Origin of the sequence: Rhodopirellula sp. P2 (assembly GCF_028768465.1) — a bacterium.
Lineage (GTDB): Bacteria > Planctomycetota > Planctomycetia > Pirellulales > Pirellulaceae > Rhodopirellula.
Genome location: NZ_CP118225.1, coordinates 1,272,498 through 1,297,738, shown reverse-complemented (window position 1 = coordinate 1,297,738; position 25,241 = coordinate 1,272,498). Strand labels below are relative to the sequence as shown.

At 56.9% G+C, this 25,241-nt stretch carries 19 protein-coding genes and 1 pseudogene; 10 read left to right on the top strand and 10 right to left on the bottom strand.

All coding sequences use genetic code 11. The features are described from left to right. Nucleotide 1: 1 nt before the first annotated feature. Nucleotides 2-3,115 (top strand): efflux RND transporter permease subunit, encoded by a 3,114-nt coding sequence (locus PSR62_RS04535; protein WP_274406629.1) that lies wholly within the window; start codon nucleotides 2-4, stop codon nucleotides 3,113-3,115. A gap of 136 nt (nucleotides 3,116-3,251) precedes the next feature. On the opposite strand, the gene PSR62_RS04530 is transcribed toward PSR62_RS04535, so the two are convergent. The 3 genes from PSR62_RS04530 to PSR62_RS04520 all read right to left on the bottom strand — a co-directional run bounded on the left by PSR62_RS04530 (nucleotide 3,252) and on the right by PSR62_RS04520 (nucleotide 6,005). Continuing rightward, a complete protein-coding gene (locus PSR62_RS04530; RefSeq protein ID WP_274406628.1) occupies nucleotides 3,252-4,406 on the bottom strand; it encodes an AI-2E family transporter in 1,155 nt (384 codons plus the stop codon). A 473-nt stretch (nucleotides 4,407-4,879) separates the two neighbouring features. After that, nucleotides 4,880-5,725, bottom strand: a complete 846-nt coding sequence (locus PSR62_RS04525; RefSeq protein ID WP_274406627.1) for an alpha/beta fold hydrolase — start codon at nucleotides 5,723-5,725, stop codon at nucleotides 4,880-4,882. Nucleotides 5,726-5,864: 139 nt separating this feature from the next. Further along, complete coding sequence (locus tag PSR62_RS04520; RefSeq protein WP_274406626.1) at nucleotides 5,865-6,005, bottom strand: hypothetical protein; 141 nt, start codon at nucleotides 6,003-6,005, stop codon at nucleotides 5,865-5,867. A 150-nt stretch (nucleotides 6,006-6,155) separates the two neighbouring features. Between PSR62_RS04520 and PSR62_RS04515 the strand changes: the two genes are divergently transcribed. After that, entirely contained in the window at nucleotides 6,156-9,299 is a 3,144-nt protein-coding gene (locus PSR62_RS04515; protein ID WP_274406625.1) for a sulfatase-like hydrolase/transferase, read from the top strand. 22 nt (nucleotides 9,300-9,321) lie between these two features. Here PSR62_RS04515 and PSR62_RS04510 read toward each other — a convergent pair whose 3' ends face one another. Next, nucleotides 9,322-9,546 (bottom strand): hypothetical protein, encoded by a 225-nt coding sequence (locus PSR62_RS04510; protein ID WP_274406624.1) that lies wholly within the window; start codon nucleotides 9,544-9,546, stop codon nucleotides 9,322-9,324. A gap of 106 nt (nucleotides 9,547-9,652) precedes the next feature. Continuing rightward, nucleotides 9,653-12,532, bottom strand: coding sequence for a hypothetical protein (locus PSR62_RS04505; RefSeq protein WP_274406623.1), 2,880 nt, complete (start codon nucleotides 12,530-12,532; stop codon nucleotides 9,653-9,655). A gap of 197 nt (nucleotides 12,533-12,729) precedes the next feature. Between PSR62_RS04505 and PSR62_RS04500 the strand changes: the two genes are divergently transcribed. The 3 genes from PSR62_RS04500 to PSR62_RS04495 all read left to right on the top strand — a co-directional run bounded on the left by PSR62_RS04500 (nucleotide 12,730) and on the right by PSR62_RS04495 (nucleotide 13,804). Then, entirely contained in the window at nucleotides 12,730-13,146 is a 417-nt protein-coding gene (locus PSR62_RS04500) for a sigma factor (protein WP_274406622.1), read from the top strand. Beyond that, nucleotides 13,082-13,360, top strand: coding sequence for a FecR domain-containing protein (locus PSR62_RS25600; protein WP_338020133.1), 279 nt, complete (start codon nucleotides 13,082-13,084; stop codon nucleotides 13,358-13,360). The genes PSR62_RS04500 and PSR62_RS25600 overlap by 65 nt, the downstream gene beginning before the upstream one ends. A 75-nt stretch (nucleotides 13,361-13,435) precedes the next feature. Beyond that, complete coding sequence (locus PSR62_RS04495) at nucleotides 13,436-13,804, top strand: hypothetical protein (protein ID WP_274406621.1); 369 nt, start codon at nucleotides 13,436-13,438, stop codon at nucleotides 13,802-13,804. Here the strand turns inward: PSR62_RS04495 and PSR62_RS04490 are convergent. Beyond that, entirely contained in the window at nucleotides 13,770-14,576 is an 807-nt protein-coding gene (locus PSR62_RS04490; protein WP_274406620.1) for an SDR family NAD(P)-dependent oxidoreductase, read from the bottom strand. The two genes, PSR62_RS04495 and PSR62_RS04490, sit on opposite strands and share 35 nt — an antisense overlap. A gap of 195 nt (nucleotides 14,577-14,771) precedes the next feature. Continuing rightward, nucleotides 14,772-15,158: a winged helix-turn-helix transcriptional regulator gene (locus PSR62_RS04485; protein WP_274406619.1), complete on the bottom strand. Its 387-nt coding sequence runs from the start codon at nucleotides 15,156-15,158 to the stop codon at nucleotides 14,772-14,774. Nucleotides 15,159-15,311: 153 nt separating this feature from the next. Here PSR62_RS04485 and PSR62_RS04480 point away from each other — a divergent pair, with 153 nt between their 5' ends. Both PSR62_RS04480 and PSR62_RS04475 read left to right on the top strand, forming a co-directional pair. Next, a complete protein-coding gene (locus tag PSR62_RS04480; RefSeq protein WP_274406618.1) occupies nucleotides 15,312-16,298 on the top strand; it encodes a zinc-dependent alcohol dehydrogenase family protein in 987 nt (328 codons plus the stop codon). Between the two features lie 178 nt (nucleotides 16,299-16,476). After that, nucleotides 16,477-17,283 carry an SDR family NAD(P)-dependent oxidoreductase gene (locus tag PSR62_RS04475; RefSeq protein ID WP_274406617.1) on the top strand — a complete coding sequence of 269 codons (807 nt, stop codon included), beginning with the start codon at nucleotides 16,477-16,479 and terminating at the stop codon, nucleotides 17,281-17,283. A 172-nt stretch (nucleotides 17,284-17,455) separates the two neighbouring features. Here PSR62_RS04475 and PSR62_RS04470 read toward each other — a convergent pair whose 3' ends face one another. The 3 genes from PSR62_RS04470 to PSR62_RS04460 all read right to left on the bottom strand — a co-directional run bounded on the left by PSR62_RS04470 (nucleotide 17,456) and on the right by PSR62_RS04460 (nucleotide 20,661). Further along, nucleotides 17,456-18,478: an SDR family oxidoreductase gene (locus PSR62_RS04470; RefSeq protein ID WP_274406616.1), complete on the bottom strand. Its 1,023-nt coding sequence runs from the start codon at nucleotides 18,476-18,478 to the stop codon at nucleotides 17,456-17,458. Nucleotides 18,479-18,730: 252 nt separating this feature from the next. Continuing rightward, nucleotides 18,731-20,104, bottom strand: coding sequence for an alkyl/aryl-sulfatase (locus tag PSR62_RS04465; RefSeq protein ID WP_274406615.1), 1,374 nt, complete (start codon nucleotides 20,102-20,104; stop codon nucleotides 18,731-18,733). 119 nt (nucleotides 20,105-20,223) lie between these two features. After that, nucleotides 20,224-20,661, bottom strand: a complete 438-nt coding sequence (locus PSR62_RS04460; protein ID WP_274406614.1) for a MarR family winged helix-turn-helix transcriptional regulator — start codon at nucleotides 20,659-20,661, stop codon at nucleotides 20,224-20,226. 406 nt (nucleotides 20,662-21,067) lie between these two features. On the opposite strand from PSR62_RS04460, the pseudogene PSR62_RS04455 reads away from it, so the two are divergent. The 3 genes and pseudogenes from PSR62_RS04455 to PSR62_RS04445 all read left to right on the top strand — a co-directional run. Continuing rightward, nucleotides 21,068-21,376: pseudogene (locus PSR62_RS04455) on the top strand (DNA polymerase beta superfamily protein); the annotation flags it as partial. Between the two features lie 124 nt (nucleotides 21,377-21,500). Then, entirely contained in the window at nucleotides 21,501-23,792 is a 2,292-nt protein-coding gene (locus PSR62_RS04450; RefSeq protein ID WP_338020279.1) for a DUF1549 and DUF1553 domain-containing protein, read from the top strand. Nucleotides 23,793-23,798: 6 nt separating this feature from the next. Continuing rightward, nucleotides 23,799-25,139, top strand: a complete 1,341-nt coding sequence (locus tag PSR62_RS04445; protein WP_274406611.1) for a DUF1501 domain-containing protein — start codon at nucleotides 23,799-23,801, stop codon at nucleotides 25,137-25,139. Nucleotides 25,140-25,241: the final 102 nt, after the last annotated feature.

Genomic DNA, 25,241 nt, shown 5'->3' with positions numbered 1-25,241 from the left:
CATGTCAAAGTTTTTCATCTACCGTCCGATCTTTGCCACGGTGATTTCCATCGTGATCGTGATCGCCGGCGCGGTTTCGTTCTTCGGCCTGCCGATCGAAAAGTTCCCGCCGATCACACCGCCCACGGTCCAGGTCACCGCCGTCTATCCCGGCGCGAACGCTCGGACCGTCGCCGAAACCGTGGCTGCTCCCATCGAGCAAGCGGTCAACGGCGTCGAAGGCATGATCTACATGTCTTCCACCAGCACCAACGAAGGCCTCTACACGCTCACGGTCACCTTCGAGCTGGGCATGGATTTGGACATCGCGTCGGTGCTGGTTCAAAACCTGGTCGGCAGCGCCGAAGCCAGCCTGCCACAGGAGGTCCGGCAACAAGGCATCACGACAAAAAAACGTTCCACCCAAACGCTGCAGTTCATCGCGCTGACATCCCCTGGTGGCACCCATGACGGATTGTTTCTGAGCAACTTCTCGCTCGACATTCGAGACGAAATCAGCCGCATCAAAGGGGTCGGCGACGTCCAATCCTTTGGCGATGGCGATTACAGCATGCGAGTCTGGTTGGACCCACGTCTGCTGAAACAACGTGGACTCACCACCGAAGATGTTGTCGCGGCCATCGCGGAACAAAACGTTCAAGTCGCGGCAGGACAAATTGGCGCTCCCCCTGCACAATCCGGCACCTCGTTTCAGTTTTCCGTCAACACGCAAGGTCGCTTTTCCAGCGTCGAACAATTCCGGAACATCATCGTCCGCACCGGCGACAATGGTGAAGTCCTGCGACTGGGCGATCTTGCCCGCGTCGAGCTTGGTTCCGAAGCCTACACGTACTCCAGCTCCTTTTCCGGCGACGCTGCGGCCACCATCGCGATCTACCAACTTCCCGGCGCCAACGCGTTGGAAACCGCTGAAGCGATCCACGTCAAAATGGACGAGCTTTCATCGGCGTCCAACTGGCCCGATGACGTCGAGTACCAGATCGCCTATGACGCCACCGAATTCGTCAACGCCTCCATCAGTGAAGTCTACAAAACTCTGGCAACGGCGATCGCATTGGTTGTCCTTGTCATCTTCATCTTCCTACAAGACTGGCGTGCCACGATTGTTCCCGTCGCCGCGATCCCCGTGTCGCTGATCGGCACCTTCGCCATCATGGCAGGCATCGGATTCTCACTGAACATGCTGTCGTTGTTCGGCATCGTGCTGGCCATTGGGATCGTGGTGGACGATGCCATCGTGGTGGTCGAAAACGTTTCGCGACACGTCGCCAATGGTCTGTCCAGCCGCGATGCGGCGGTCAAAGCCATGTCCGAAATCACTGGCCCCGTGATCGCCACCACCTTGGTGCTGCTGGCCGTCTTTGTGCCCTGTGCCTTCATGCCCGGCATCACCGGCGAGTTGTTTCGGCAATTTGCCTTGACCATCTCCGCTGCCGTTGTCATCAGCACGATCAACGCGTTGACACTCAGCCCTGCCCTGTGCGGAATCTTCCTCCGCCCCGCCACCGCAACGCGATTCATTGGCTTCCGCTGGTTCAACCAAATCTTTGATCGCACGACTGCCATCTACGGTGCTGCGGTCGCCCGCTTGGTCCGCCTGACATTGATCGTCTCCGTGGCCTCCATCGCCTTGACAATGGCAACCGGCTGGATGCTGACGCAATTGCCAACCGGTTTCGTCCCCGATGAAGACCAAGGCGTTCTGTTCGTCAACGTTCAACTTCCCGACGCGGCCAGCAAGGAACGCACCGATGCGGTGATCAAACACTTGGACGAGGTCTACTCCCAAACTCCCGGTGTGCAAGGTTGGTTGTCCGTGACCGGTTACTCCTTGCTGGGCGGCAGTGGTGGCCCGAACGTCGGCTTTTCGGTGTTGGTCCTGAAACCATGGGATGATCGGGACGCCACCACCGAGAGTATCGCTGCGATTCAACAATACCTGCAAAATGAATTTGCCACCGAACAACGAGCCATGCTGTTCACGTTCGCTCCTCCGCCCATCGATGGGTTAGGAACCGCGGGCGGATTCCAAATGGAAGTCCAGGACCGAGGCAGCAACGGCTACCTGCCCCTGCAAAATGCAACGGAAGAATTGGTTGCCAACGCCTCGACTCAGTCCAGCTTGGCAGCGTTGAACACTTCTTTCCGAGCCACCGTTCCTCAGCTTTATGTGGATGTGGATCGCGAAAAAGCGAAGACGATGAACATCCCCCTGAGCACCGTGTTCTCAACGTTGCAGACCTCCCTCGGGTCGGCCTACATCAACGACTTCACGCTCAACAACCGTTCGTACCAAGTCCGTGCGCAAGCCGAAGCTCCCTTCCGTCGAACGGCATCGGACATCACCCAACTGGACGTTCGAGACAACAACGGCAACATGGTTCCGCTGGGTTCCATCGTGACTGTCCGCGATGACTTTGGTCCCGATGTCGTGCGACGCTACAACATGTACCCCAGCGCCGCGATCAACGGCTCCGCCGCCCCTGGCGTCAGCTCCGGCTCGGCTCTGGAGTTGATGGAACAGACCGCGGACCAAACGCTGCCTGCGTCCTTCTCCTACGAATGGACCGGGATGTCGTTCCAAGAAAAACAGGCCTCCGGTGGCCAGTACCTGATCTTCGGATTGGCGATTCTGTTCGTGTTCTTGGTCCTCGCCGCTCAGTACGAAAGTTGGACCAGCCCCGCGGCGGTGATTGCTGTCGTGCCGCTCGCCGCACTCGGTGTCGCGTTGTCATTGATGCTGCGAGGAAGCGATAACAACACCTACACACAAATTGGCATCGTGCTGCTGGTCGCATTGGCCAGCAAAAACGCGATTCTGATCGTGGAGTTTGCCAGTGAACTGCGCTCCGCAGGTCGATCTCCAACAGAAGCCGCGACGGAAGCTGCCAAGCTTCGGTTCCGAGCCATCTTGATGACAGCGTTCTCGTCGATCCTGGGCTTCCTGCCATTGCTGGTCGCCTCCGGTGCGGGGGCCGCCAGCCGACAAGCTGTCGGCACCGCCGTGGTGGGAGGCATGATCGCCGCCACCATCTTTGCACTGCTGCTCGTCCCCACGTTCTTCGTCGTCTTCCGAACGCTCTCCGAACGCATGGCTGGCAAGTCCGACAGCTAATCTTTCGCCATTGATAACCGCTCCGATTCAAAATGCCACACGTGCAGTTTCACTTCACCCTCCCTCTGGGAAGGTCGAGCGAAGCGAGGGGAGGGTCGAGCATCGGAACCAGCACGTCCCCCTCACCGGTCGCCGTTCAATTGGCGACCATGCTGTCGTTCGCAGGTGGTCCCAACCGTCCCGCCATCACTTGTGCGACCGGTCGCGTGGCATCCATCCGGTCCAGCACAATCTTGATCGCGGCTGTGATCGGTGTCGCCAGGAACATCCCCGTGATCCCCCACAGCGTCCCCCAAAACATCAACGCCAACAGGATCACCACCGGGTGCAGATCCGCCGAGTTGCCCATCAACTTCGGCTCCACCAAATTGCCGCTGGCAACCTGAATCGAGCACGTCACCGCGATCGCACTGACCATCCAGGCCAAACTACCGTCGGGATGCAGCAAGATGAACGGCAGCGGCAGAATGCTGGCCAAGATTGGGCCGATGTTGGGAATGTAATTGAGCAAGAAAGCCAGCAATCCAAACGTCAGTGCCATCGGCACCCCGAACAACCACAGTGCCGTTCCAAACACGATGCCGGTTGCAAGCGAAATCATCGTCTTCACGAACAAGTACGAACGAACCTGCCGATTGACTTGGTACGCCAACGAGTTTTCACCATACCCACTCAGGTTACCCAACAGCAGAAAGAAGACGTAGATCAAGATCACGATGCTGGTTGAGCCCAGCTGGAACAGTTCGCTCGACAACGACGCGACACCATTTCGCAAAAAGTCCTCGAGCTGAGCCCGCAAATCCGCCGCTGCGTTGGCGAGCAATTCATCAGGTTCCGATGGCTTCGCCGAAACAACCGGCGTCTCCGCTTCCTCCACCAAGTCGGCGACCGCAGCTTCGGATCGCTCCATCACTTCCTTGGAATCAAATCGACCAGCAACGTTGTCGTGCAACCAGCCTTCCGCGTTCGAAACGATCTCCGACACTCGCATCCGATACAGCTTGCCCTCTTCGGACATTTGAGCGATCGACAACCAAATGCTCATTCCGACCAAACACGTGCCGCCGATTGCCAACACAAACGTGACGCCTGCGGCAACCACACGATTCACATTCAAACGCGCCTGCAAGAAATCCAAAATCGGAGTGATCCCGCTGACGATGAACAACGCCACCACAAAGGGAACCAACACCGAACGCAACCAGTACACCGCCGCCGTCAAAGCGATCGCGGTCAGAATCAGCAAACAGGCGTCCTGCACCGAGTTGCTTCGTGAAGGCCGGTCTGTCATGGGTGACTTCGTTTTGGTTGCGTTGAAAAGGATGAGCCCAGCGTCAGTGATCCGCCACAAGTTCTTGCGGGACTATACCAAAACACCGATTTCATCATCAGACGCGGATCAACGCCAGAACCTCCCCGCCAACTCACCAAAATGAGGCGTTTGCATCGACGAGTGCCCATCGTCTCTCGTCTGCGGGCGCCGATCGTCGATGTAGAACAACAACCCATTGGGTCGATCGGCTAAGCAGGTACGCAGGTGTCATCGGGTATGTGAGCCGTTGGCGTTAGCCACGGTTTTCACGCGCAACCGGGGCGAACGCCCAAACGGCTCACATGGTTGTGCCCGATCATTCCAGCCGACCTGCTTGGCGTCACCGTTGCAAACAAACATGACGCTAACAGCAGGCCAAAGCTTGTCACGGTGCACTCTCCAATGGACGACTGGGAGACTTCTTCTCGACAAACAATTGAATGATTGCGAACTCAAAACGCTCGACTCGATTGATCCAGCTGATGCCGCAGCAACCACGCGTAGACCTCAGGATTCGCATACGTTGCTGTCCAACTGTCATGCCCCGCATCAGGATAGATCGTCAGCTTCACATCCCCGCCAGCACGCTGGATCGCGGTCACCATCTCTTCGCTCTCGTGGAGTTCAACCACGGTGTCCTGGCCACCATGAAAGACCCACAGAGGAATCTTGGCAAGCTTGTCCGCCCATTCTGTTTTTCCGCCACCACAAATGGGAATCGCCGCTGCAAAGCGTTCGGGATGAGTCGCTGCCAATCGCCATGTCCCAAATCCACCCATGCTCAAACCGGACACGTACACGCGACGGGTATCGATCGAGAGTTGTCCTTCGACATGATCCAGAAGAGCCATCAACTCATCGGTCCTCCAAGACTCGACAACCTCTTTGCGATCTTTCCCCGGCTTGGGACTCTGCGGTGAAACGATCACAAACGGCATCTCTTTGCCCTCTTTTCCAACTCGCTTGGGTGGCCCATGCACGGCGATCTGTTGGAAGTTCCCGTCGCCACTCTCGCCCAGCCCGTGCAAGAACAACAACAATGGCACGTGTTGACCTGCCTCATAGTCCTTGGGCGTGTACAGCAAGAATGGCAGCCTGTTCGGTCGCCCCTCCGCCGGTTCTGGAATCGCAAAGAAGTTCTCGGTTTGCTCGCCAGGTTCCACCTGGATTTTCGCCGACGATTCCGTCGTCGCTCCAGTTGCGGTGGACTCTTGCGCCAACAACGCTCCACCTTGGAAATCACTCAGGCCAACCGTCGCTGCGGCCAACATCACACCTGCCAGGAAATCACGTCTCATCACTTGCCTATCCAATGGAGCAATCAAAATACAAAAGTGCAGTTATCAAATCGCAGGCAACACCACCCGGCGCCGCGTGCAAAAATAAAACTTCGTCCGAACGCAGCATAATCCACCGCTAGCGGGCGTTTGTGCCCTCTCAGTCATCGGGGTGAAACATCGCTGCCACGCGCATTGTATCATCGACGTTGAACAGGTAGGCCGGATCGAGCCGCTTCGGCGCTGCTCCGGCAGATGAGCGAACCTTTCCAGGCAAGTCCTTGCCGGAGATGCGTCGCAAAGCCTCCTTCCTTCGGCCCACGCAGACGAGCACGCTCAAAGGAGTCACGCATCAAATCGATGCCCTCCGGGATAGCGTTCCCTTTTGCGGTTCGAATCGGAAACTGTTCTCACGCTGCCCGTTCTCACTCGCACTCAACAAAGATTCGCGATGATGTACCGCCCACTGTCGACCTTGCTGCTTTGGATGCTGCTGGCCCTTCCACATGCTTTCGCGGAATCCTCCCAACCGCCCGCGAAACCGAACGTTCTGTTCATCGCGATGGACGATCTGAATGACTGGATCGGTTGCTTGGGCGGGCACCCGCAAACGATCACTCCCAACTTGGATCGGCTGGCGGCCAGTGGGATCCTGTTCTCCAACGCTCATTGCCCGGCACCGGCTTGCAACCCATGTCGCTCTGCCGTCTTCACCGGCCGGTCCCCTCATCAATCGGGGCTGTATGACAATCGCCAACAGATGCGAGAGATCATGCCGGACGAGGTCATCTTGCCGCAGTACTTTCGCAACCATGGCTATCACGCCGCGGGCTCCGGCAAACTGCTGCACTACTTCATCGACGCGGACTCGTGGGACGAGTACTTTCCCAAAGCCGAATCCGAAAACCCATTGCCACAAACGTTCTACCCCACCCAGCGCCCGGTCAGTTTGAAACGTGGCGGGCCGTGGCAATACGTTGAAACGGACTGGGCCGCACTCGACGTCACCGATGAAGAGTTCGGTGGTGACTGGGCGGTCAGCCAGTGGATCGGCGACCAACTTCGCGCCGAACATGACCAACCGTTCTTCCTTGGTTGCGGGATCTACCGACCTCACGAACCCTGGTTTGTGCCCCAAAAGTACTTCGAACCATTTCCACTCGAGAGCATCCAGCTACCACCGGGATACCTTGAAAACGATTTGGACGACGTGCCCGCTGCGGGTCAACGCGCCGCTCGCAATCGCTACTTCGCTCACATTCAAGAACAAGACCAATGGAAGCAAGGCATTCAAGGCTACCTCGCATCCATTCACTTTGCCGATGCAATGCTCGGTCGAGTCCTGGACGCCTTGGAATCCGGGCCCAACGCGAACAACACGATCGTGGTTCTCTGGTCAGATCACGGGTGGCAACTGGGTGAGAAAGAACACTGGCAAAAGTACACCCCATGGCGAGCGGTCACCCGCGTACCCTTGATGGTTCGCGTCCCTCAATCGCTCAGCCCCTCGCTGCCCGAGGGCACACCCTCCGGCGTCGTCTGCGATGCACCGGTGAACACTCTCAGTCTGTTCCCGACGCTCCTCGATCTGTGCGAATTGCCTTCGCGGCCGCAAAACGACGGGCCGAGTCTCCTGCCTCTGCTTCACGATCCGGATTCGCAGGACTGGACTCAAAATTCCGTCACGTATCTCTCCCAACCAGGCGGTTACGCGATCAGCGGGCGGACTCATCGTTACGTTCATTACCCGGACGGCAGTGAAGAACTGTATGACATCCAGGCCGATCCCTATGAGTGGGAAAATCTCGCGAATCAGGCCACCGCCATTTCGCAACTCACTCACTTTCGATCCATCGCACCGACCGAGTTTGCGAAACGGATTGAACCATCGGTGAAGTCACTGGCGAAACTCTCGTTCCACCCGATCGATGACGGTGCCGCCCCGCCGTCCAAACCCGCCGGGAACAAATTCCCGGTGCACTTCCTCAACCAGCAACGCGACCCCGTCGAACTTTGCTGGATGGATGAAGAAGCGAATCCCAAACCCTACGGCACCATCCAACCTGGTCAAACGCAAACCCAGTCCACTCGTCCTGGAGCGGTGTGGATGGTCAGAGAACCTGCCACCGGCAAACCACTGGGCTACTTTCGCGTCGGTGACCGAACCGCCCAAGCCGTCATTCCCGCCACCAAACCCAACGTCGTCATCATCCTCACCGATGACCAAGGCTGGGCTGACCTGAGTTGCCAAGACGTGGTTGATGACATTCAAACACCGCACATCGATGCTCTAGCAGCCCGCGGTGTTCGTTGCACCAACGCCTACGTCACCTCGCCCCAGTGCAGTCCATCACGGGCCGGTTTGATCACCGGACGCTACCAACAACGTTTTGGGATCGACACCATCCCCGACATGCCTTTGCCAACCGAAGCCGTGACCATGGCTGAGCATTTGCAACCACTCGGCTACCGCACCGGTTTCGTCGGCAAATGGCACTTGGAACCCAACGTGACCTGCGTCGACTGGATCCGCCGCGAATTGCCAGCGATGGCGGACAAACCGCGACGACAAGTCCGAATCCCATGGCCAAAGATCCAACCATATTCCCCAGCCCAGCAAGGTTTCGACGAATACTACTGGGGAGCCATGACGAACTATCGCACCAACTTTGATCTCGCCTCGGGTGAGTTGCTGCCACAGATGAAGCAACTCCGTGACGAACGATTTCGCATTGACGTGCAATCCGATGCGGCGGTGAACTTCATCGACCGCAATCACGACCAACCGTTTTACTTGCAGTTGAATTACTACGGACCGCACACGCCGCTGGAAGCCACCGACGAGTACCTCGATCGGTTCCCACAATCGATGCCCAAACGACGGCGTTATGCACTCGCGATGCTCGCCGCGATCGACGACGGCGTTGGACGGATCGTGGACCAATTGAAGACCCACGGTTTGCTGGACAACACCTTGGTCGTCATGACCAGCGACAACGGAGCACCGCTTAAAATGACCAAGGTTGACACTCCCATTGATGGCGATGCTGGCGGATGGGACGGCTCCCTCAATGACCCCTGGGTGGGTGAAAAAGGCATGCTCTCCGAAGGCGGAATTCGCGTGCCGATGATCTGGAGCCTGCCCAGCCAACTGCCCAGCGCGATCACCTACAACTGGCCTATCAGCACCCTCGACATCGCCCCCAGTGTCTTGCAACTCGCTGGTGGAACGCTCGACCCTGAAAGCGAACCCTTCGATGGCATCAACCTGATCCCGCGACTGAACGACATTCAAATCCCCTCGACTCGCACGTTGTACTTTCGCTTTTGGGACCAAGCCGCGGTTCGGCAAGGAAAATGGAAGTACATCTTCGTTGGCGACGGACGACGCTACCTCTTCGATTTGGAAAGCGACCAACACGAGCATCGCAACCTGATCGAAAGCTACCCGGAACTGGCAGGCAAATTGCATGAAACCTTGCAAACCTGGACCCTGGAACTGGATCCCCCCGGTTTGCCCAAAGGTAAAAAAATGCGAGAGCGAGATTGGTACGACTTCTACTTTGACGACCACCCCCTTTCGAAGTCCAAGTGAACGCCATGCGATCCACCGCGACTTAACAGCCTGTTGATTGAGTCAACCGGAAAGCGATAGCGTCCGGAGTGCTGTCAATCAAGTTGCGTGCGGCATAGACATGCCCGCGACTGGACCGAGCCCGCACGGACTTGGACTCCGCAACCAAAAATTGCGTGAACACCTGCAGCAGATGCTCCACCTCGGAAGGCGTCACCGCACCGCGAAGAACCCAGTATCCATCTCGATCCAACGCCTCGTTCGCCATTCCACTCCCACCCTTCAAAACACGGACACACGTCGTTTCTTTTTAACATGAATCCGATAGGGCGTTTCGTGCAAATGCCAAGTCGCGCGGCCCCACCGACGGCGGACTACCTGTAATCGAACATCGCCGTCGCGGTCGTGTCAGAATCGCTGACAACACGTGCCCAGCACGCAGCGAAACCAACCGGAAACTCGTGCCGGACCGTGCTTCCGGCGGGCACAACCAATTCCTTCACCGGGATCCACCGACCTTCACCGTCCAAGTCCACTTCCACGGTCATCGTTACCGGAGTCGTGTCGGTGTGCGACAGTGCGAGTGCTTTCTTGTCGTAGCCCCGCATCAGATAGGCGTCCGATGGTTTCCCCGCCCGGACGTCGGAGTTTTTCCAGGGGCCCCCGTGTCCGACCGGCTTGCCAAACTTCCAAAGGTCATCCACTCCACCAAACCAAATCCCCATTCCGGACGCCGAATCACGAAACACATGCTCGCTCGCTGCTGCGTCTTGCTTGACACCAGCCAGCACCAACAATCCGTTCCAAGAACAATAGTCCGAGATCCGTTTTCCATGACTCGACACCGGCCGGATCAAATTCCAAGCCGGCGGAGCGCCATTGATCACCAACGGCACTTCATAAAACGTCCCATGAATATTCGCGATCGTGCGTTCTGATTCCACTTCTCGCAGCGCGCGAGGCCAACCCGATTCAAAGGGCTTGTCATAGATCGCGTCGCCCTTGGGCAGTCGATAATTTCTTCCCTGATATCGAACGATGTCGGAAGCTTCATCCACCGTGAACTCCGGTTCCACTTGCAGCTTCTCGGCCAACTTCGAATCAAATTCATCTGACTCGAATTGAAAGGCGTTTTTCGTGAATTCAAATGCCTTTCCATCAGCCGTCAGCAACCGCAAGTCACGACTGCGTTGAGCGGGATAGACCAATGCTTCAACGGCTTGCGAATCATCCACGTCAGCCAATCCAGCAAACAGTTCCTCGTGACGCTGCTGATTTGGATAGGCGGATGTTTGATGCAAAAACGCGGTCGCGATGCAATCGCGATCCGTTTTGAACCGTACCCAAACGGCCCCCAACTCTTCGGGAAGCGTCTCCACAACGCTGTCTCCACCAGCCACCGAAAATTCACGAAAACCAACCCACTCGTTCGTTCCATTGGGATCGATTTGCATGGTGAGCTGAACCGATGAATCCGCAGGCACGGCGAATTTCTTGGATTGCTGCGAAGCTTGCGGTTGGTTCAACGTCGCTCCTTCACCTCGAATCGTTTTCACCGTCGCGTTGCCTTCGACGAACGCGGTGTGCGGCATCCCAAACGATCCGGGTGTGTGCTCGGTTTCATTGGCGGGAACGGAAACTTTCCCAGCGGGGAACGATCGTTTGTAAACCCGATCATGGTGCCCATTGCCCCACCGGACTTCCATCTGCGTCAACTGCCAGTCCGATGACATGGGCGGGTCACCTCGATGATCCACGGCCAAGTAAACCGTGACGGGCTGATCAACTTCAAAGGCATATCCCTTTGCCGGCCGAGTCCAATTGCCACGTCGCACCGTCACGGTCGGAAGCACGCTCAGCTTCTCGGGCATCGATGTGATCGCTTGTTGATCCGTCGCTCGCAAGGCGACCACCGGCTTCGATTTCAACTGGCCAACCGCCAGATACAACGTTCTCGTTTGGAAACCATCGACGAGGAAAGGATCCGTCCATTGATCCGCGTTCACTTCATCATCAATCCAGGGGCCACCGTAAGCTGACGCGGGCCCCCAAGTCTTCAGATCCTGGTAGTCACCAAACCACAAATTGCTTTGTGGTTGGCCCGCCAAGGGATTGCCTTGAACACTGGTTTCATCCGATGCCAGCACCAACTGATCGTTCCAAGCACAAAAATCAGGAACGTAGCGTAGATGGCTTCCGATGGGACGCAAGCCTTTGGAATTGGCCGCCGAAAACCCCTTCGGAAAATCAAAGAACATGCCGTGCATGTCCATCATCCAACGTCCGTCTGTGATCTCACGGATTCGCGGCCATTCGGTGTACCAACCATGACTGGCGTCGTTGCAATAGGCAGCCTTGGGCAGCAGATAAGTGTGCCACGTTCCGTTTTCCAACAACTTCAAACGAACGCTTCGTCGATCCCAGCCCATCGACCAAATCGGCTCATTTCCATCACTGCCGCCCGTGATGCCTTTGGGTCCTGTGACTTCGGTGTATTGCCGACGCTCAACGATCCGCCATGTCTCGCCATCCCACTCCGCCAGCACGCCACGTTCTTCGTCGTCCTTGGCTTCGCCACCGACCAAAACATCTTTGTAGTCACCAACGTGCAGTTCCCCGTTGTTGGAAATCACCAAACGTCCTTGCGAAGTGTAGCCGCCCTTCGCGTGCCAACCCGGAACGGGCTTTTTGAACAACCGATTGACCTCCAAGGAGTGCACATTGGCTTCCCAAATGGCCCCTTCCATGTCGATGTAGTACACCATGTTCTCGGGATCTTTCAGATGCCGCGCGATCGCCGTCACTCGCATCGGCATGTCGCTGGGAGAAATGGTTCGCACCTTGCCTTTGGCATCGATCAAGTGATGCCCGATCAGCAACTGCTGCGACTCTTCGTGAATCATCCGCCCCGCTGGTGTTCCACCGACGCTTTCGGGATGCACATTCAGGGGCTTGGTCAGATCCGGTTCGACGGAGAACAACTTGTGCTCACTGCCACCTGGCATGTGCGGTGCATAGTTGACCATCCATAGCTTGCCGGCCCACGGCACAATCGCTCCGATCCCACACTCGTTGTGTCCCGACTTCCGATGCGCCCCGTTTTGGCTGTAGATACCATACGTCGTCAGGTGCGGGCGAACGCCACTGATGAACAGATCCGTCCGAATGGGTGGCTGCTGGCCGCCAGCAAACTTTGCATTCGTGACGATCAACAAGAACCAACAGCATAAAATGAGACGCCGCAGAGATTGCATGGGGGAGCTCAAAGGGTTTCGGTGTGAGAATCGTTCCAAGGTGGCTGAACTGCCGTGAAATAGCGGAACACGGAAACATTGGACATGAATTATCGACCATTTTGAGATTGCCCCCACATTTTTGTCCAAAAAGGCGTCCCATCGGCTGTCTTCTTTTGCATGACAACACACCGTCCGAACCGCGATTGATCAACGGCATGAACTCATCTCACGAAACTCCCGAACACAATGCGTCGATCACCGGTCCCATCGATCACACCGAAGAGTTTGTGCGGTTGCTCGGGCAAACCCGTCGTCATCGGTTTGCCTACCTGATGAGCCTGATGAATGACCGCAACGATGTCGAAGAGGTCCTGCAAGAAACCGATTTGGTTCTGTGGCGAAAGTTCGATGACTTCGAATGGGGCCCCAATTTCACCGCGTGGTCCTGTCGCGTCGCATTCAATCAAATGAGAGCGTGGCGGCAAAAGCAACAACGCAGCCGTCTGCAATTTTCAGATGAGTTCTTGACCGCGGTGGCAACCCAACTGGACACCCACACGGACCGCTGTGATCACCGTTCGCGATGGCTTGCGAGGCTTTGTGGTCGACACCCCCAACGGCCGCCTGATTGATCAAGGGACCAGCTTCGGTGTGTCGGTGAAATCCGGTGGGGCGTCGGTGGTCGAGGTGTTCGATGGACAAGTCGACATCGAAGTGGCCGCAACGGGAGAGACACGCAGCTTGACCGAACAAACATCCGCCTGGTTGCTGCCCCAGCAAATTTTGTCCGCTAAGCAGGTCGGCTGGAATGATCGGGCACAACCATGTGAGCCGTTTGGGCGTTAGCCCCGGTTGCGCGTGAAAACCGTGGCTAACGCCAACGGCTCACATACCCGATGACACCTGCTTAGCGAATACCGAGTGCCACTCGAACAGAACTCCGGACAACTCACCCAAATCATCGCGGCGCAAGGGAACGGTGGAGACATCTGGGTCCAAACGAATCCCAACATCCGCAAGGGGCCCGAGGACCTGCTGCTGGTCAAGAAATCCAGCGAACAAATCGGATTCGATCGTCAAATCCGCTTGCGTTTTGACCTGCGAAACCTCTCCGACCAACAACACCCGCAGGACTTTGCAGCGATGCGGCGGCAAAGTGGATCGCGAAGCGGACGTCTCCGCCTTCCACGGCAGGACGCCCTCTCGTCCGCTTCCCGAATCAAGTCCCTCGGCATCGCTTCATCGTTCGATGCTCCTAGCAGTGCATCACGCAACCACCATCCACGTTGATGGTTTGGCCGGTCACTTCTTTGGTTCGTTCTGACGAGAGAAACACGATCATCGCGGCGACGTCTTCACTGGATTGCCAACGTCCGAGCGGGATCACGTTTTTGATCTTCTGCTCCGTCCAATCTTCGTAAGAAAGTTGGTCGCGAGGATCGGTGCGTTCGTACCAAGCCTGCCACACCGATCGGTTCAGCGGTGTCTTGACCATCCCCGGACAAACCGTGTTGACCCGAACATTGTGCGGTGCCAAGTCTTTGGCCATGCACTGCGCAAAGTTAATGTTGGCTGCTTTGCTGGCACTGTACGGCGGATCGGTCTGCGACCCCATTTGTCCCGCGATGGATGCGAGGAACACAAACGATCCCGACCGCTGCTCAACCAACGGCGGAGCCAGTGCTGCAGCGACGTTCGCCATCCCGATGACATTGACTTCCAGCGTTCGCTTCCAATCGCTTGGAGCAACGTGGGTGAACGGGAAGCCGAACTTCCCCGACCCGATCGCAGCGCAGTGCACCACATGGTCGAGACGTCCGTGTTCATTCATGCAGGAACTGACCGCGTGTTTGACCTGTTCTTCATCGACAATGTCGACGATCTGCGTGCCGACTTTCACGCCCAGCTCTCGCAACTCGCTCGCCGCTTCTTCGACTTGGGGCGAAACATCCCAAAGCTGAAGCGAACAGCCTTCTTCCGCAAACATTCTCGCGGTCGCCAATCCGATCCCGCTCGCGCCACCCGTGATCAAAGCCACGTTGCCGCCTAATTTCAAATCCATGTCGTTTGTCCTTGAGTCGCCACTGAGATGTCGTTGATCACCAATGTTGCACTCAAGCTCGATTAGGCATAGCCGGATCCACGCTGTTCCGGATCAGCACCACCCCGGAATGACAACGGTTGCCAGACCGCGTCGAACGACTGCCGGCAAACCCATTCGCGCGAGCTTGATTCTTCGATTTAGCCGAGCCACACCTCACGACGCTTCCACTGCCTTGCGACGTTCGCGTTCTTCCAACAACGGCAACGCGTGTGCTTCGCCCCACTTCTTCAGTGCCAACAACACGGGCTTGAGCGACTCGCCCTCTTCCGTCAATTCGTATTCGACCCGCGGTGGCACCTCGGCGTAGACGATTCGATTGACCAACCCACTGCTCTCCAATTCGCGAAGTTGCTTGGTCAGCATTCTCTGCGTGACACAGCCGACTTTGCGTTTAAGAACGCTGAATCGGAGGCGTCCATCGACCATCAAGTAATAAAGCACGATGCCTTTCCACTTGCCGCCGATCAATTCCAGCGTTGCTTCCACGGGACAAGCCGGCAGTTCGTAATTCGAGTGCCGGGATTTTCCATTAGTATCCATTTTGTGCCTATAGGCCTAAAAAGTGCGTTCTTGCCGAGTTGGCACCTACCTCTATTATCACACCGTACTGACAAACAAACAGTCAGGCGACCGCGAAAACAACGAAATACTCCTTTCGCGTCCGATCCAATCTCGACTCAAAGGAAACCACTCATGAAAGCCATGTTGATCAAGAACTACGGTGAGAACGCCCCCTTCGAGGCTTCCGATGTCGATCAACCCGAAGTCAAACCGGGGCACGTCCTGGTCAAGATTGCCGCCTCGAGCGTCAACACGGTCGACACGATGATTCGCAAGATGGGAAAGGACCTGCCTCTCTCACCTGATGCACCCGCCATCCTCGGAATGGACTTTGCCGGCACTGTCGAAGCCGTTGGCGAAGGTGTGCAGAATTACTCCGTCGGCGACGAAGTTTATGGGTGCGCTGGCGGACTGGCGGATTTGCCGGGCACGTTGGCCGAGTACATCGTTGCCGATGCCGACTTGATCGCGCACAAGGCAAAGAACCTGTCGATGAAGGAAGCCGCCGCCTTGCCACTCGTCGCGATCACCGCCTACGAAGGTCTGGTTCGCGCAGGCATCCAAGCCGGCCAGAAAGTCCTCGTGCATGGTGGATCAGGCGGCGTAGGACATGTCGCGTTGCAATTGGCAAAGCACTTTGGAGCCGACGTCTATTCCACTGGCGGCGGTGACAAACAACTTGCTCTGATCGAAAATCTGGGTGCGACAGGCATCAACTACAAAACCGAATCGGTGGAGCAATACGTTGCCAAATACACCGATGGGGCGGGATTCGAGGTGGTGTTTGATTCCGTCGGCGGAGCCAACCTGACCAACTCATTCGAAGCCGCTGCACTCAACGGGCAAGTCGCGACCACCGTTTCGATGTGCGAGTTGGATCTCACACCGGCTCACTTCAAGGGTTTGTCTCTTCACGTTGTCTTCATGCTGATCCCCATGCTGCACAACCACAAACGGGAACAGCATGGTGAGATCCTCCGCAAACTGACTGAGATCGCCGAGTCCGGTGAGCTAAAACCCGTCCTCGATGAGACCAACTTCTCCTTGGAAGAAGCAGGCCAAGCCTACGCGAGACTGGAAAGCGGCAAGGCCATGGGCAAAGTCGTCATCGAGAATTAGATGGACGCAAAAAGACTCGCTAGCCGCCCTGCAACGGCATTTTGCGCCAGCGGCCTCACAGCGATGGGTGTCAATCCGAGCGCTTTGGACCTAGGATTGAACCCAGCCGATGTTGATTCAATGGTGCCGCCAATCGCCAACGAAGCCCTTCCAAAATTCGACACGAAATGAGTCCCTGATGAAACGCATTCTGATCACCGGAGCCACCGACGGCATTGGACTGGCGACCGCCAAGATGCTGGTCTCCCTCGGCCACCATGTTTTGTTGCACGGCCGCGATGCCCAGAAACTCGAGCAATTGGAACAGTCCTTGCGGCCACTTTCCAATGACGCTGTGATGGAACGCTACGTCGCTGATCTGTCCCGCATGAACGAAGTGGAAACGCTGGCCGAAGCGGTCTCCGCTAAACACGATCACCTGGACGTGCTGATCAACAACGCTGGCGTTTTCTCAACCCCGGATCCGCTCACGCCGGACGGACTGGACATTCGGTTCGTCGTCAACACCCTCGCGCCGTACCTGCTGACGAAACGCTTGTTGCCGCGAATGGACTCCAAGGGCCGAGTCATCAACCTCTCTTCCTCCGCCCAATCTCCCGTGGCGATGGACGCTTTTCGTGGTGAGCGCCTGCTGAGCGATCTGGACGCTTACTCACAAAGCAAACTTGCGCTCACCATGTGGTCCCGCGGGCTGGCAGATTCCCTGGGCACCGACGGCCCGGCGATCATTGCAGTGAACCCAGGTTCCTTGCTGGCCAGCAAAATGGTTCAGCAAGCCTTTGGTGTCCCGGGCCAAGACATCAGTATCGGCTCGAAAATCCTTACCCGCGCCAGCTTGGACGATGACTTCGCCGCCGCATCAGGCCAATACTTCAACAACGACACCGGAGAGTTTTGCTCGCCACACGCCGATGCACTGGACGCCGAAAAGAACGCCCAAATCATCCAGGCCATCGAAGCAACACTCGCCAAGCCACTCAACTGAAGAAGGGGAATGCTTCGTCACTGGGTACCTAAGCAGGTACGCAGGTGTCATCGGGTATGTGAGCCGTTGGCGTTAGCCACGGTTTTCACACGCAACCGGGGCGAACGCCCAAACGGCTCACATGGTTGTGCCCGATCATTCCAGCCGACCTGCTTAACACTGATTCCCCAGCTCATTGCTTGCCGAATCGTTCGCCCCAAAGCTCGTCTCGGCTGGGTGGCACCACTCCGGGGCGATTGGGGTTGCAGTACAGCAGTCGATGCACAGCCGATTCACTGCCGCCAAACTGCTTGCCCATCCGGTAGTGCCATTCCGGATCGGTCGGCACCAGCGCATCGTCGGCGGGCCAAGGAGTGAATGGTTCCAACCCAATCGCGTCGGCTAGCTTGGAGGAATCCATTGCCACGTCACCAGCACGCGGTGGCATCGGCCCGGCTTCCATCCGCGGGCATCCTTGAAGGCAATCGGGATCGTAACCGCCCACGACGTTGACGATTTGTGCGATCTCATACAGGCTCAACCGCCGCGTCCCGCCAGCGTGGAAGGTTCCCTCAATGGGGTGCGACAACAGCCGAGCGAACAACCGATTCATACAATCGGTGTAGGTCGGGGTGCGGGCTTCATCGATATACAACGTGGCCGGCTTGGACTGTTTGAATCGGGATGAAATCCAATCGATCGCCCCAGCGTGACCGCTGAAGCTGATTCCCATCGGCAGCGAAATTCGCAACAGACACGCATCCGGCCTCAAGTGACGAACAACCTGCTCCGCCTCCACCATTTTGGCCCCGTACACCGTGACGGGATCGGGCGGATCATCCTCGAGGTACGCCCGGTCCTCGCGACCGGCGTAGACCAAATCGATGGACAGATGAATGACCTGCGCGTCGTAGCGAACCGCCGCACGGATCATGTTTTCCGTGCTGGTGACGTTGACGCGATGCGCCATTTCCGGATCCAGCTCGCAGGACTTTAGCCGACAACTTCCGCCACAGTTCAACAAGCTTGCAAACCTGTACTTCGCCCACAATGCATTGACTTGATCCGCGTCCTCGACATCGCAAGCCACCACGCCTTCCCCGACCAACGGCCACATCGACGGTTGCCGGATGCCAATGACCTGATCACCGTACAACGACCGGAAATAGTGCAACGCGTTGTACCCTGGTACACCAGCAATGCCAGTGATCAGCATTGGGAGTGGTGGTGGCTGACTCACAAGTGGCGGGCTCTCAGTGTAGAAGCAGGTTGGGCAATCAAACGGATCAAGCCTCTTTTACAATCAAGGATCGTCCTCGAATACGATCGGGCTGCCCCCAGTCTCAACCACACCTCAAAACCAACGACCGATTCGTGCTTGAGAAGGACAACGCTATCGTAAATCGCAGGCCGCACCAAGCGAAGAGCTGTTCCAGCAACTGGAAGGACGGCGTGAAATCTCGTGATTCTAGTTCACCGCGACGGCTTCGCGAAGTTCGCGGGCGACCGTGAGGTAGTAGTTTCTCGCGGTGGCGTTGACCATTTTGCCAGCGAGCTTGGTCAACGCATCGGCCTTGAGCGACTTCGCGTCAGCAGAATCACCATCGATTGCCAGCAGGTGATCCGCAAGCTGCGCTGCCCATTGGTTGTCATCGTCGGCCAACGCAGCCTTCGCGACCGCGAACAGTTTGTCGGGGCCTCCGGCCAGTTGGGCGACTCGCTCGGCTTCCGCTTGAGGCGACAATCGAAACAGATTCGATGGGTTGCCGTCGTACCAGCCAAAGTAACCGCTGAAGACACTACGAACTCCCCACTCGGGATGCCCATAGAACGGCTGCAAGTAATCTTTGCTGGCCAGATCTTCTGGCAACTGCACATACCCGACCAGTTCATCGGGCGTCATTCCTTGGTTCATTCCCTCGACGGTTTTGTCGTGAATGTACTGAACGGCATCGCGGTAGTCTTCCAGAACCTGCTTGACTTTGTCAGCTCCCAGAATCGGTTTGGTGTGACCGCCAACCAGCACATCCGCATCGTTGGCCGCTAGCTTGCCCAGGCTTTCAGCCCACAAACGCACGCTGCGATTGGGTGTCCCCCGAATCGCATACAGGTTGGGAAACGATCGGTAGAAATTGTCACCAGCAAACAATGCCTTTCCAGCGGGATACCAAACAAACAGTTGGTCGTTGGTCTCGCCCGGCGAAGAAACCAATTCGAGTTCGATGCCAGCAATCTTGATCGTTTGTCGTTCGTCTTCCAACAAGTGAGTCGGCTTGGTTTCTGCGCGAGAAGCGAAAGCGTGACCACCTCGCTTGGGATATCGAACGGGTGCAACGCCGTTGTTGATACGTTGCTCGGGCGGCAACTTGAACCCGCCCTGCCTCGCACCTCGCACGCTTTGAAACGTCACGCCGCCCGCGACCAACGGTTGAGCTTCACTGCCAAAGTTCTTGTGAGCCCAGATCTGCGGACGTTCATCCCCAAAGAACGCTGCCGCACCGCCCGTGTGATCCCCGTGGGAGTGCGTGAAGACAATCCCCTTGATTGGCTTGTCGCTGAGTTTGCGAAACTCCGTCACGATCCGATCGGCATCCTCCAGTGACACGCCCGTGTCGATGATCACCACGCCATCGTCGCCAACGATCATCGTCACATTCGAAACGCTGTACCCCACCGCGATGTAGACGTTGCCCGAAACACGAACAATCTCTTCTTCAAACTGTTTCGATTGTTCCATCAACTTCACCGTCGCCGCGTTCTCTTGAGCGACAGCAGGTGCCGCCCAAAGCAATGCGAGCGTCAACAGATTCGCAACAATCCAAGGTCGTGCTTTCCAATTCATGGGTCTCGTCTCCAGAGTGAGTGATGGCTTCAATGAGGTGCCATGCGGCAACCGATCGCCAAGCTTCGCTTCCGCAAACGTCACCAAAACGTTTGCAAATCGACTTGCCATTTGCGTCTTCAGTCGATCAAGTTTTCCTGCATTCGCTGCATCGTTTGAATGGTGGTGTTCCATTGCTGGGCACTGATCCCTGACTTCAAACGCTGCCGAAGTGCTTCCGCCAACGGCATCAGTTTTTTCATTTGCTTGGTGCCTTTGGCGGTCGGGCGAACGAGAACCACTCGTCCATCGTTTGGATCGCGTTCCCGCGAGACCAACCGCTTCTCGACCAAGCCATCGACCTGCCGCGTAACCGTCGTGATGTCACGCATCACCAGCTTCGCAAAATCTCCCGCACGCAGTGGTTCACCGGCTTCGTGCAACACCATCAAAATCGATGATTCTTCCACTGAGAGATCCAGCCCGGCCTCTTTCAAAACCTCGGTGACTCGGATTCGAAACAGATACGCCAACCGGCTCAACAAAAATCCTGGTCGTTCTTCGTGGTCCATGTTCATTCTCCGATCAAGTCAATCAATGAATCCGTTCCGATCTGCGAATGCGTCGATCGACTCGAGTCATTTACTTGCACTATACAACCTTATGGCTCCCTGACAATGCCTTTTCTTTTGAACCGTCCGTCAGCCACACTCTCCTGTTTCGTAGTTCCTCGCCCAGACGGCGGCATTTTTCTCGGGAAGAGACCGATGCCCGGCAAAACAAAGCGAACGGTACCTGAAACTTCCGGACCTCATTTTCAACAAAACGTCAACCAAACCTTGAGCCTTCCCAAGCGACCCACCATCTACAATCAAGACCACCCAGTTTCATCGTGACAGTCAAATTCAATGTCCCATTCAACAAACGCTTCGCTGATCCATTCACCGGGCACGCAGGTTGTCGCTCAGAAAGAGGTGATGACAATTGATGCGGGCGGGCGTCGTCGAGTCCAACCTCGCGACACTCAATCAAATCGCGAGACTCTCGTACATTGATGAGTTGATCGATCGCAAGCAAACCGGGCCGGAGAAAGGCCCCCTGGATGCCGCCGACCTTGACTTTCATGCCGGCGAATTTGAGCGATTGGTTCGGCAACTGGAGGAGGCCCACGAGCAGTCCCATTTGCCCGAAGTTCCAACCGCTCGCCCGGCTCTCAACGATCTGCTGGTGCGACTCCGGTTGAGCGGTTGCGATGTTGCCAACGCGGTCGATCCTGTGCCTCGCGAAAATTAGTTCCCAACGGCGCTCCGCAATTGGCTATGCTGAGGGTCCCTCCCCAGACCCCACCCACCTCCCGCCCGCCATGTCTGATCGCCTTTCCCCAAGGTTGTCGCCCATTCACGTCGCCATTGCAGCGATGTTGTTGGGGGTCATCTGCCTCAGCATCGCGAGTCCCAGCAAAGTGCTCGCGGATCCGACGTTGCCAGCGACTGCGTCCAATCAGACGTTGCCAAACGGCTCAAAATCACCCGTCGTCGTGGAAACGCCGGTCAGTTTCGAATTGGACGTCCAGCCCATCCTGGCTGCTCACGGCTGCAACGCAGGTGCCTGCCACGGCAAACAACGCGGTCAGAACGGGTTCCAGCTCTCATTGCTGGGATTTGATTCCAATTTCGATTACGACGCGATTGTTCGACAAGCCCGCGGGCGACGGCTCACCATCCGGTCTCCCGAGTCCAGCCTGTTGGTTCAAAAAGCGACCGCGGAATGGCCGCATGGCGGTGGTCGAAAAATCGAAGTGGGGTCGAAGGCCTACGCCACCCTGACCGCTTGGATTCGTCAAGGAGCGCCGCGTCGATTGGCAGACGAACCCTCGGTGACATCCGTTGAAATCGCCGAGACCGAATTCCTGCTCAAGCCATCCGAAACGGCTCAGCTTGCGGTGGTGGCTCACTACAGCGATGGCAGCCAGAGAGATGTCACATCGTTGACCGGGTATCTATCCAACGATGACGCGATCACATCGGTCGACGCCACGGGAAAGCTCGTCGCCGGGCCGATTCCAGGCGAGACCGCTGTGATGGCTCGCTACATGAATCACATTTGTGTGGCCAACGTCAGCATCCCGCGAACGACGGCATTGCCAGAAGGTTTTTACGATCAACAACCCCGTGCGAATTTCATCGATGATCTGGTCCATGACAAACTGAACCAACTTCAAATCCAGGTTTCGGATCCGGCCAGCGAGTCAACGTTCTTGCGACGCGTTTACACCGATGTGATCGGTCGAGCACCGACGGTGGAAGAGGCTCGCGAATTCCTTGATTCTCAAGATCCCGATAAACGCCAGCAGCTGGTGGACCAGCTGCTCGATCAACCCGAATACATCGATCACTGGGCCAACCAATGGGCTGACCTGCTGCGTCCCAATCCCTATCGCGTCGGAATCAAGGCGGTGCTGAACTATGACAACTGGATTCGCCAGCAGTTTCGAGAGAACGTTCCCTACGACGAATTTGCACGGCGTCTGATCACAGCCAAAGGCAGCACCTGGCACAACGGAGCGGTGACACTGTTCCGTGATCGACGCAGCCCCGATGAAGTTGCCACGTTGGTCAGCCAATTGTTTCTCGGCGTCCGATTGGAATGCGCCAAGTGTCACCATCATCCGTTTGAAAAGTGGAGCCAGCACGACTTCTATTCCTTCGCCGCCTACTTTGGCAGAGTCGGTCGCAAAGGCAAAGGTTTGTCCCCGCCAATCTCCGGCGGTGAAGAAATCGTTTACGCTTCGACCAAGGGCGACGTCAAACATCCGGTGACCGACGAAGTGCTGCCTCCATCGCCCCTGTTCGGAACAGCCGACGTGCCCGAGGGCTCGGACCCACGGGACGCACTCGCGGAATGGATGACCTCCCCGGACAACGATTACTTCGCCCAGGTTCACGTCAATCGCGTGTGGGCACAGTTGATGGGCCGAGGCATCGTCGACCCCGTCGACGATCTTCGCAGCACCAACCCGCCCAGCAACCCGGCGCTGCTGGATGCCTTGGCAACGCACTTTCAACAATCCGGTTTCGATCAAAAGAACTTGATCAAGACCATCGTGCTCTCCAATGTCTACTCGCTCAGTTCCGTTCCCAACGAAACCAACGCAGCCGACCGATTGAACTACTCGCGCCACTACCGCCATCGGTTGCGAGCCGAGGTGCTGGCCCAAGCCGTCGCGGATGTGACGGAAACGTCTGAATCGTTTTCTGCACTCGCTCCCGAATCGCGAGCCAACCAAGTTTGGACGCACCGAATCGACTCAACGTTTTTGGACACGTTTGGCAGACCCGACGAGAACAAGGATCCGCCCTGCGAACGCATCCCCGATTCGTCGGTCACCCAGACGCTGCACTTGATGAACGCACGGGAACTGGACACACGCATCCGAAGTGATTCGGGACGTGCCGCAAGACTGGCCCAAAGTGACTCATCACCCGCGGACATCGTCACGGATTTGTACTTGGCCATCTTTTCGCGAAAACCAAACGCCGACGAACAAAGCTTTGCCGAAACACTGATTCGCGAAGCCAGCGAAAGCGACGAAGCGAATCCAAGCAGCGATGTGAAGGACGACGTCGCCACCGAAGAGAACCGGCGGCGCGTCATTGAAGACTTGATCTGGGCGATGACGAATTCGCCTGAGTTTATTATCCAAAACTGATGAACCATGTCGAACACTTGGACAAACTGTGAAGGACTGACGCGCCGCGACGGTCTGAAATTGGGTCTTGGCGGACTGATCGGCGGAGGCCTCTCGGGGGCGCTGAGTGCTCAAGCACGCGCGTCGGAGGGTTTAGGTTCGCGCCGCAAAAACGCTCAAGCGGATGCCTGCATTTTGGTCTGGATGGACGGTGGGCCCAGTCACTACGAAACGTTTGACCCGAAGCCTGATGCGCCCGTCGAAATTCGCGGTGCCTACCAGCCAATCGCGACCCAGACCCCTGGGATTCAGTTCGCCCAACCGATGCAAAAGATGGCGGCGATCAGCGATGACCTGGCCATTGTTCGATCGATTCGACACGACCAAGGCAACCACGGCGCCGGCAATCACTACATGATGACCGGGGCCCCGCCTCGCATCCCTGTTGGTTGTGGTGCGTTTGTCAGTTTCCATCCCAGCTTGGGCAGTGTGGTCTCCAAAGAGATCGGCGCGCCCCATGGGATCCCCGCCTACTTTTCGCTGCCCCGGATGTCGCGATCGGGCGGGCCGAATTTCCTAGGCAGCAAGTACGCACCCTTTGTGGTTCCCGACGATCCCAACCGTTCTAGCTTTCGCGTGCGTGATGTCACGATTCCCACCGGACTGACCGATGGCCGCTTCAGTTCTCGACAACAAATCCGAAAACGCATCGACACAATGATGCGTTTCAATGACGCCAGCGTCGCCGACCCAACCTTGGCGGTCGATGAGTTCTATCAACAGAGCCTGCAAATCATCAGCAGCAAAGAAGCTCAGGCCGCTTTCGACATTCACCAAGAATCCGACGCGATTCGCGATGCCTACGGGCGGAACCCGTTTGGTCAACAAGCCCTGCTGGCGAGACGACTGGTCGGTGCAGGCGTTCCCTTCGTGACGCTTTACAGCGGTGGCTGGGATCATCACGTCGACATCTTCAATGCACTGGATAAGAAACTGCCGCCATTTGAAGCCACCGTCGCGGCGCTGATCTCCGACCTCAAAGAACAAGGCATGCTGGAACGCACCTTGGTGGTTGTCTTGGGTGAGTTCGGACGAACGCCCAAGATCAACGTGCGCGGTGGACGAGACCATTGGTCCAACGCCATGAGCGTCGTGTTTGCCGGCGGTCAAACGACTGGCGGACAAGTCATCGGGGCGACCGACCGGCAGGGTTACGCAGCCGTCGAACGAGTCCTCTCGCCAGAAAACTTTGTGTCCACGATCTATGAAAAACTGGGCATCGATCCGGGCCAAATGATGTACACCGGCGAAGGACGCCCCACTCACTTGGTCAGCGACGCAACTCCAATCACCGAGTTGATGAGCTAAGCAATTCGGCAGGAGTCTTTCAGCATTTGTTTTTTTGAGTAGCGTCGTTGCTCCCACGTACAACCGGGGCTAACGCCCAAACGGCTCACTTCGTTGCACCCG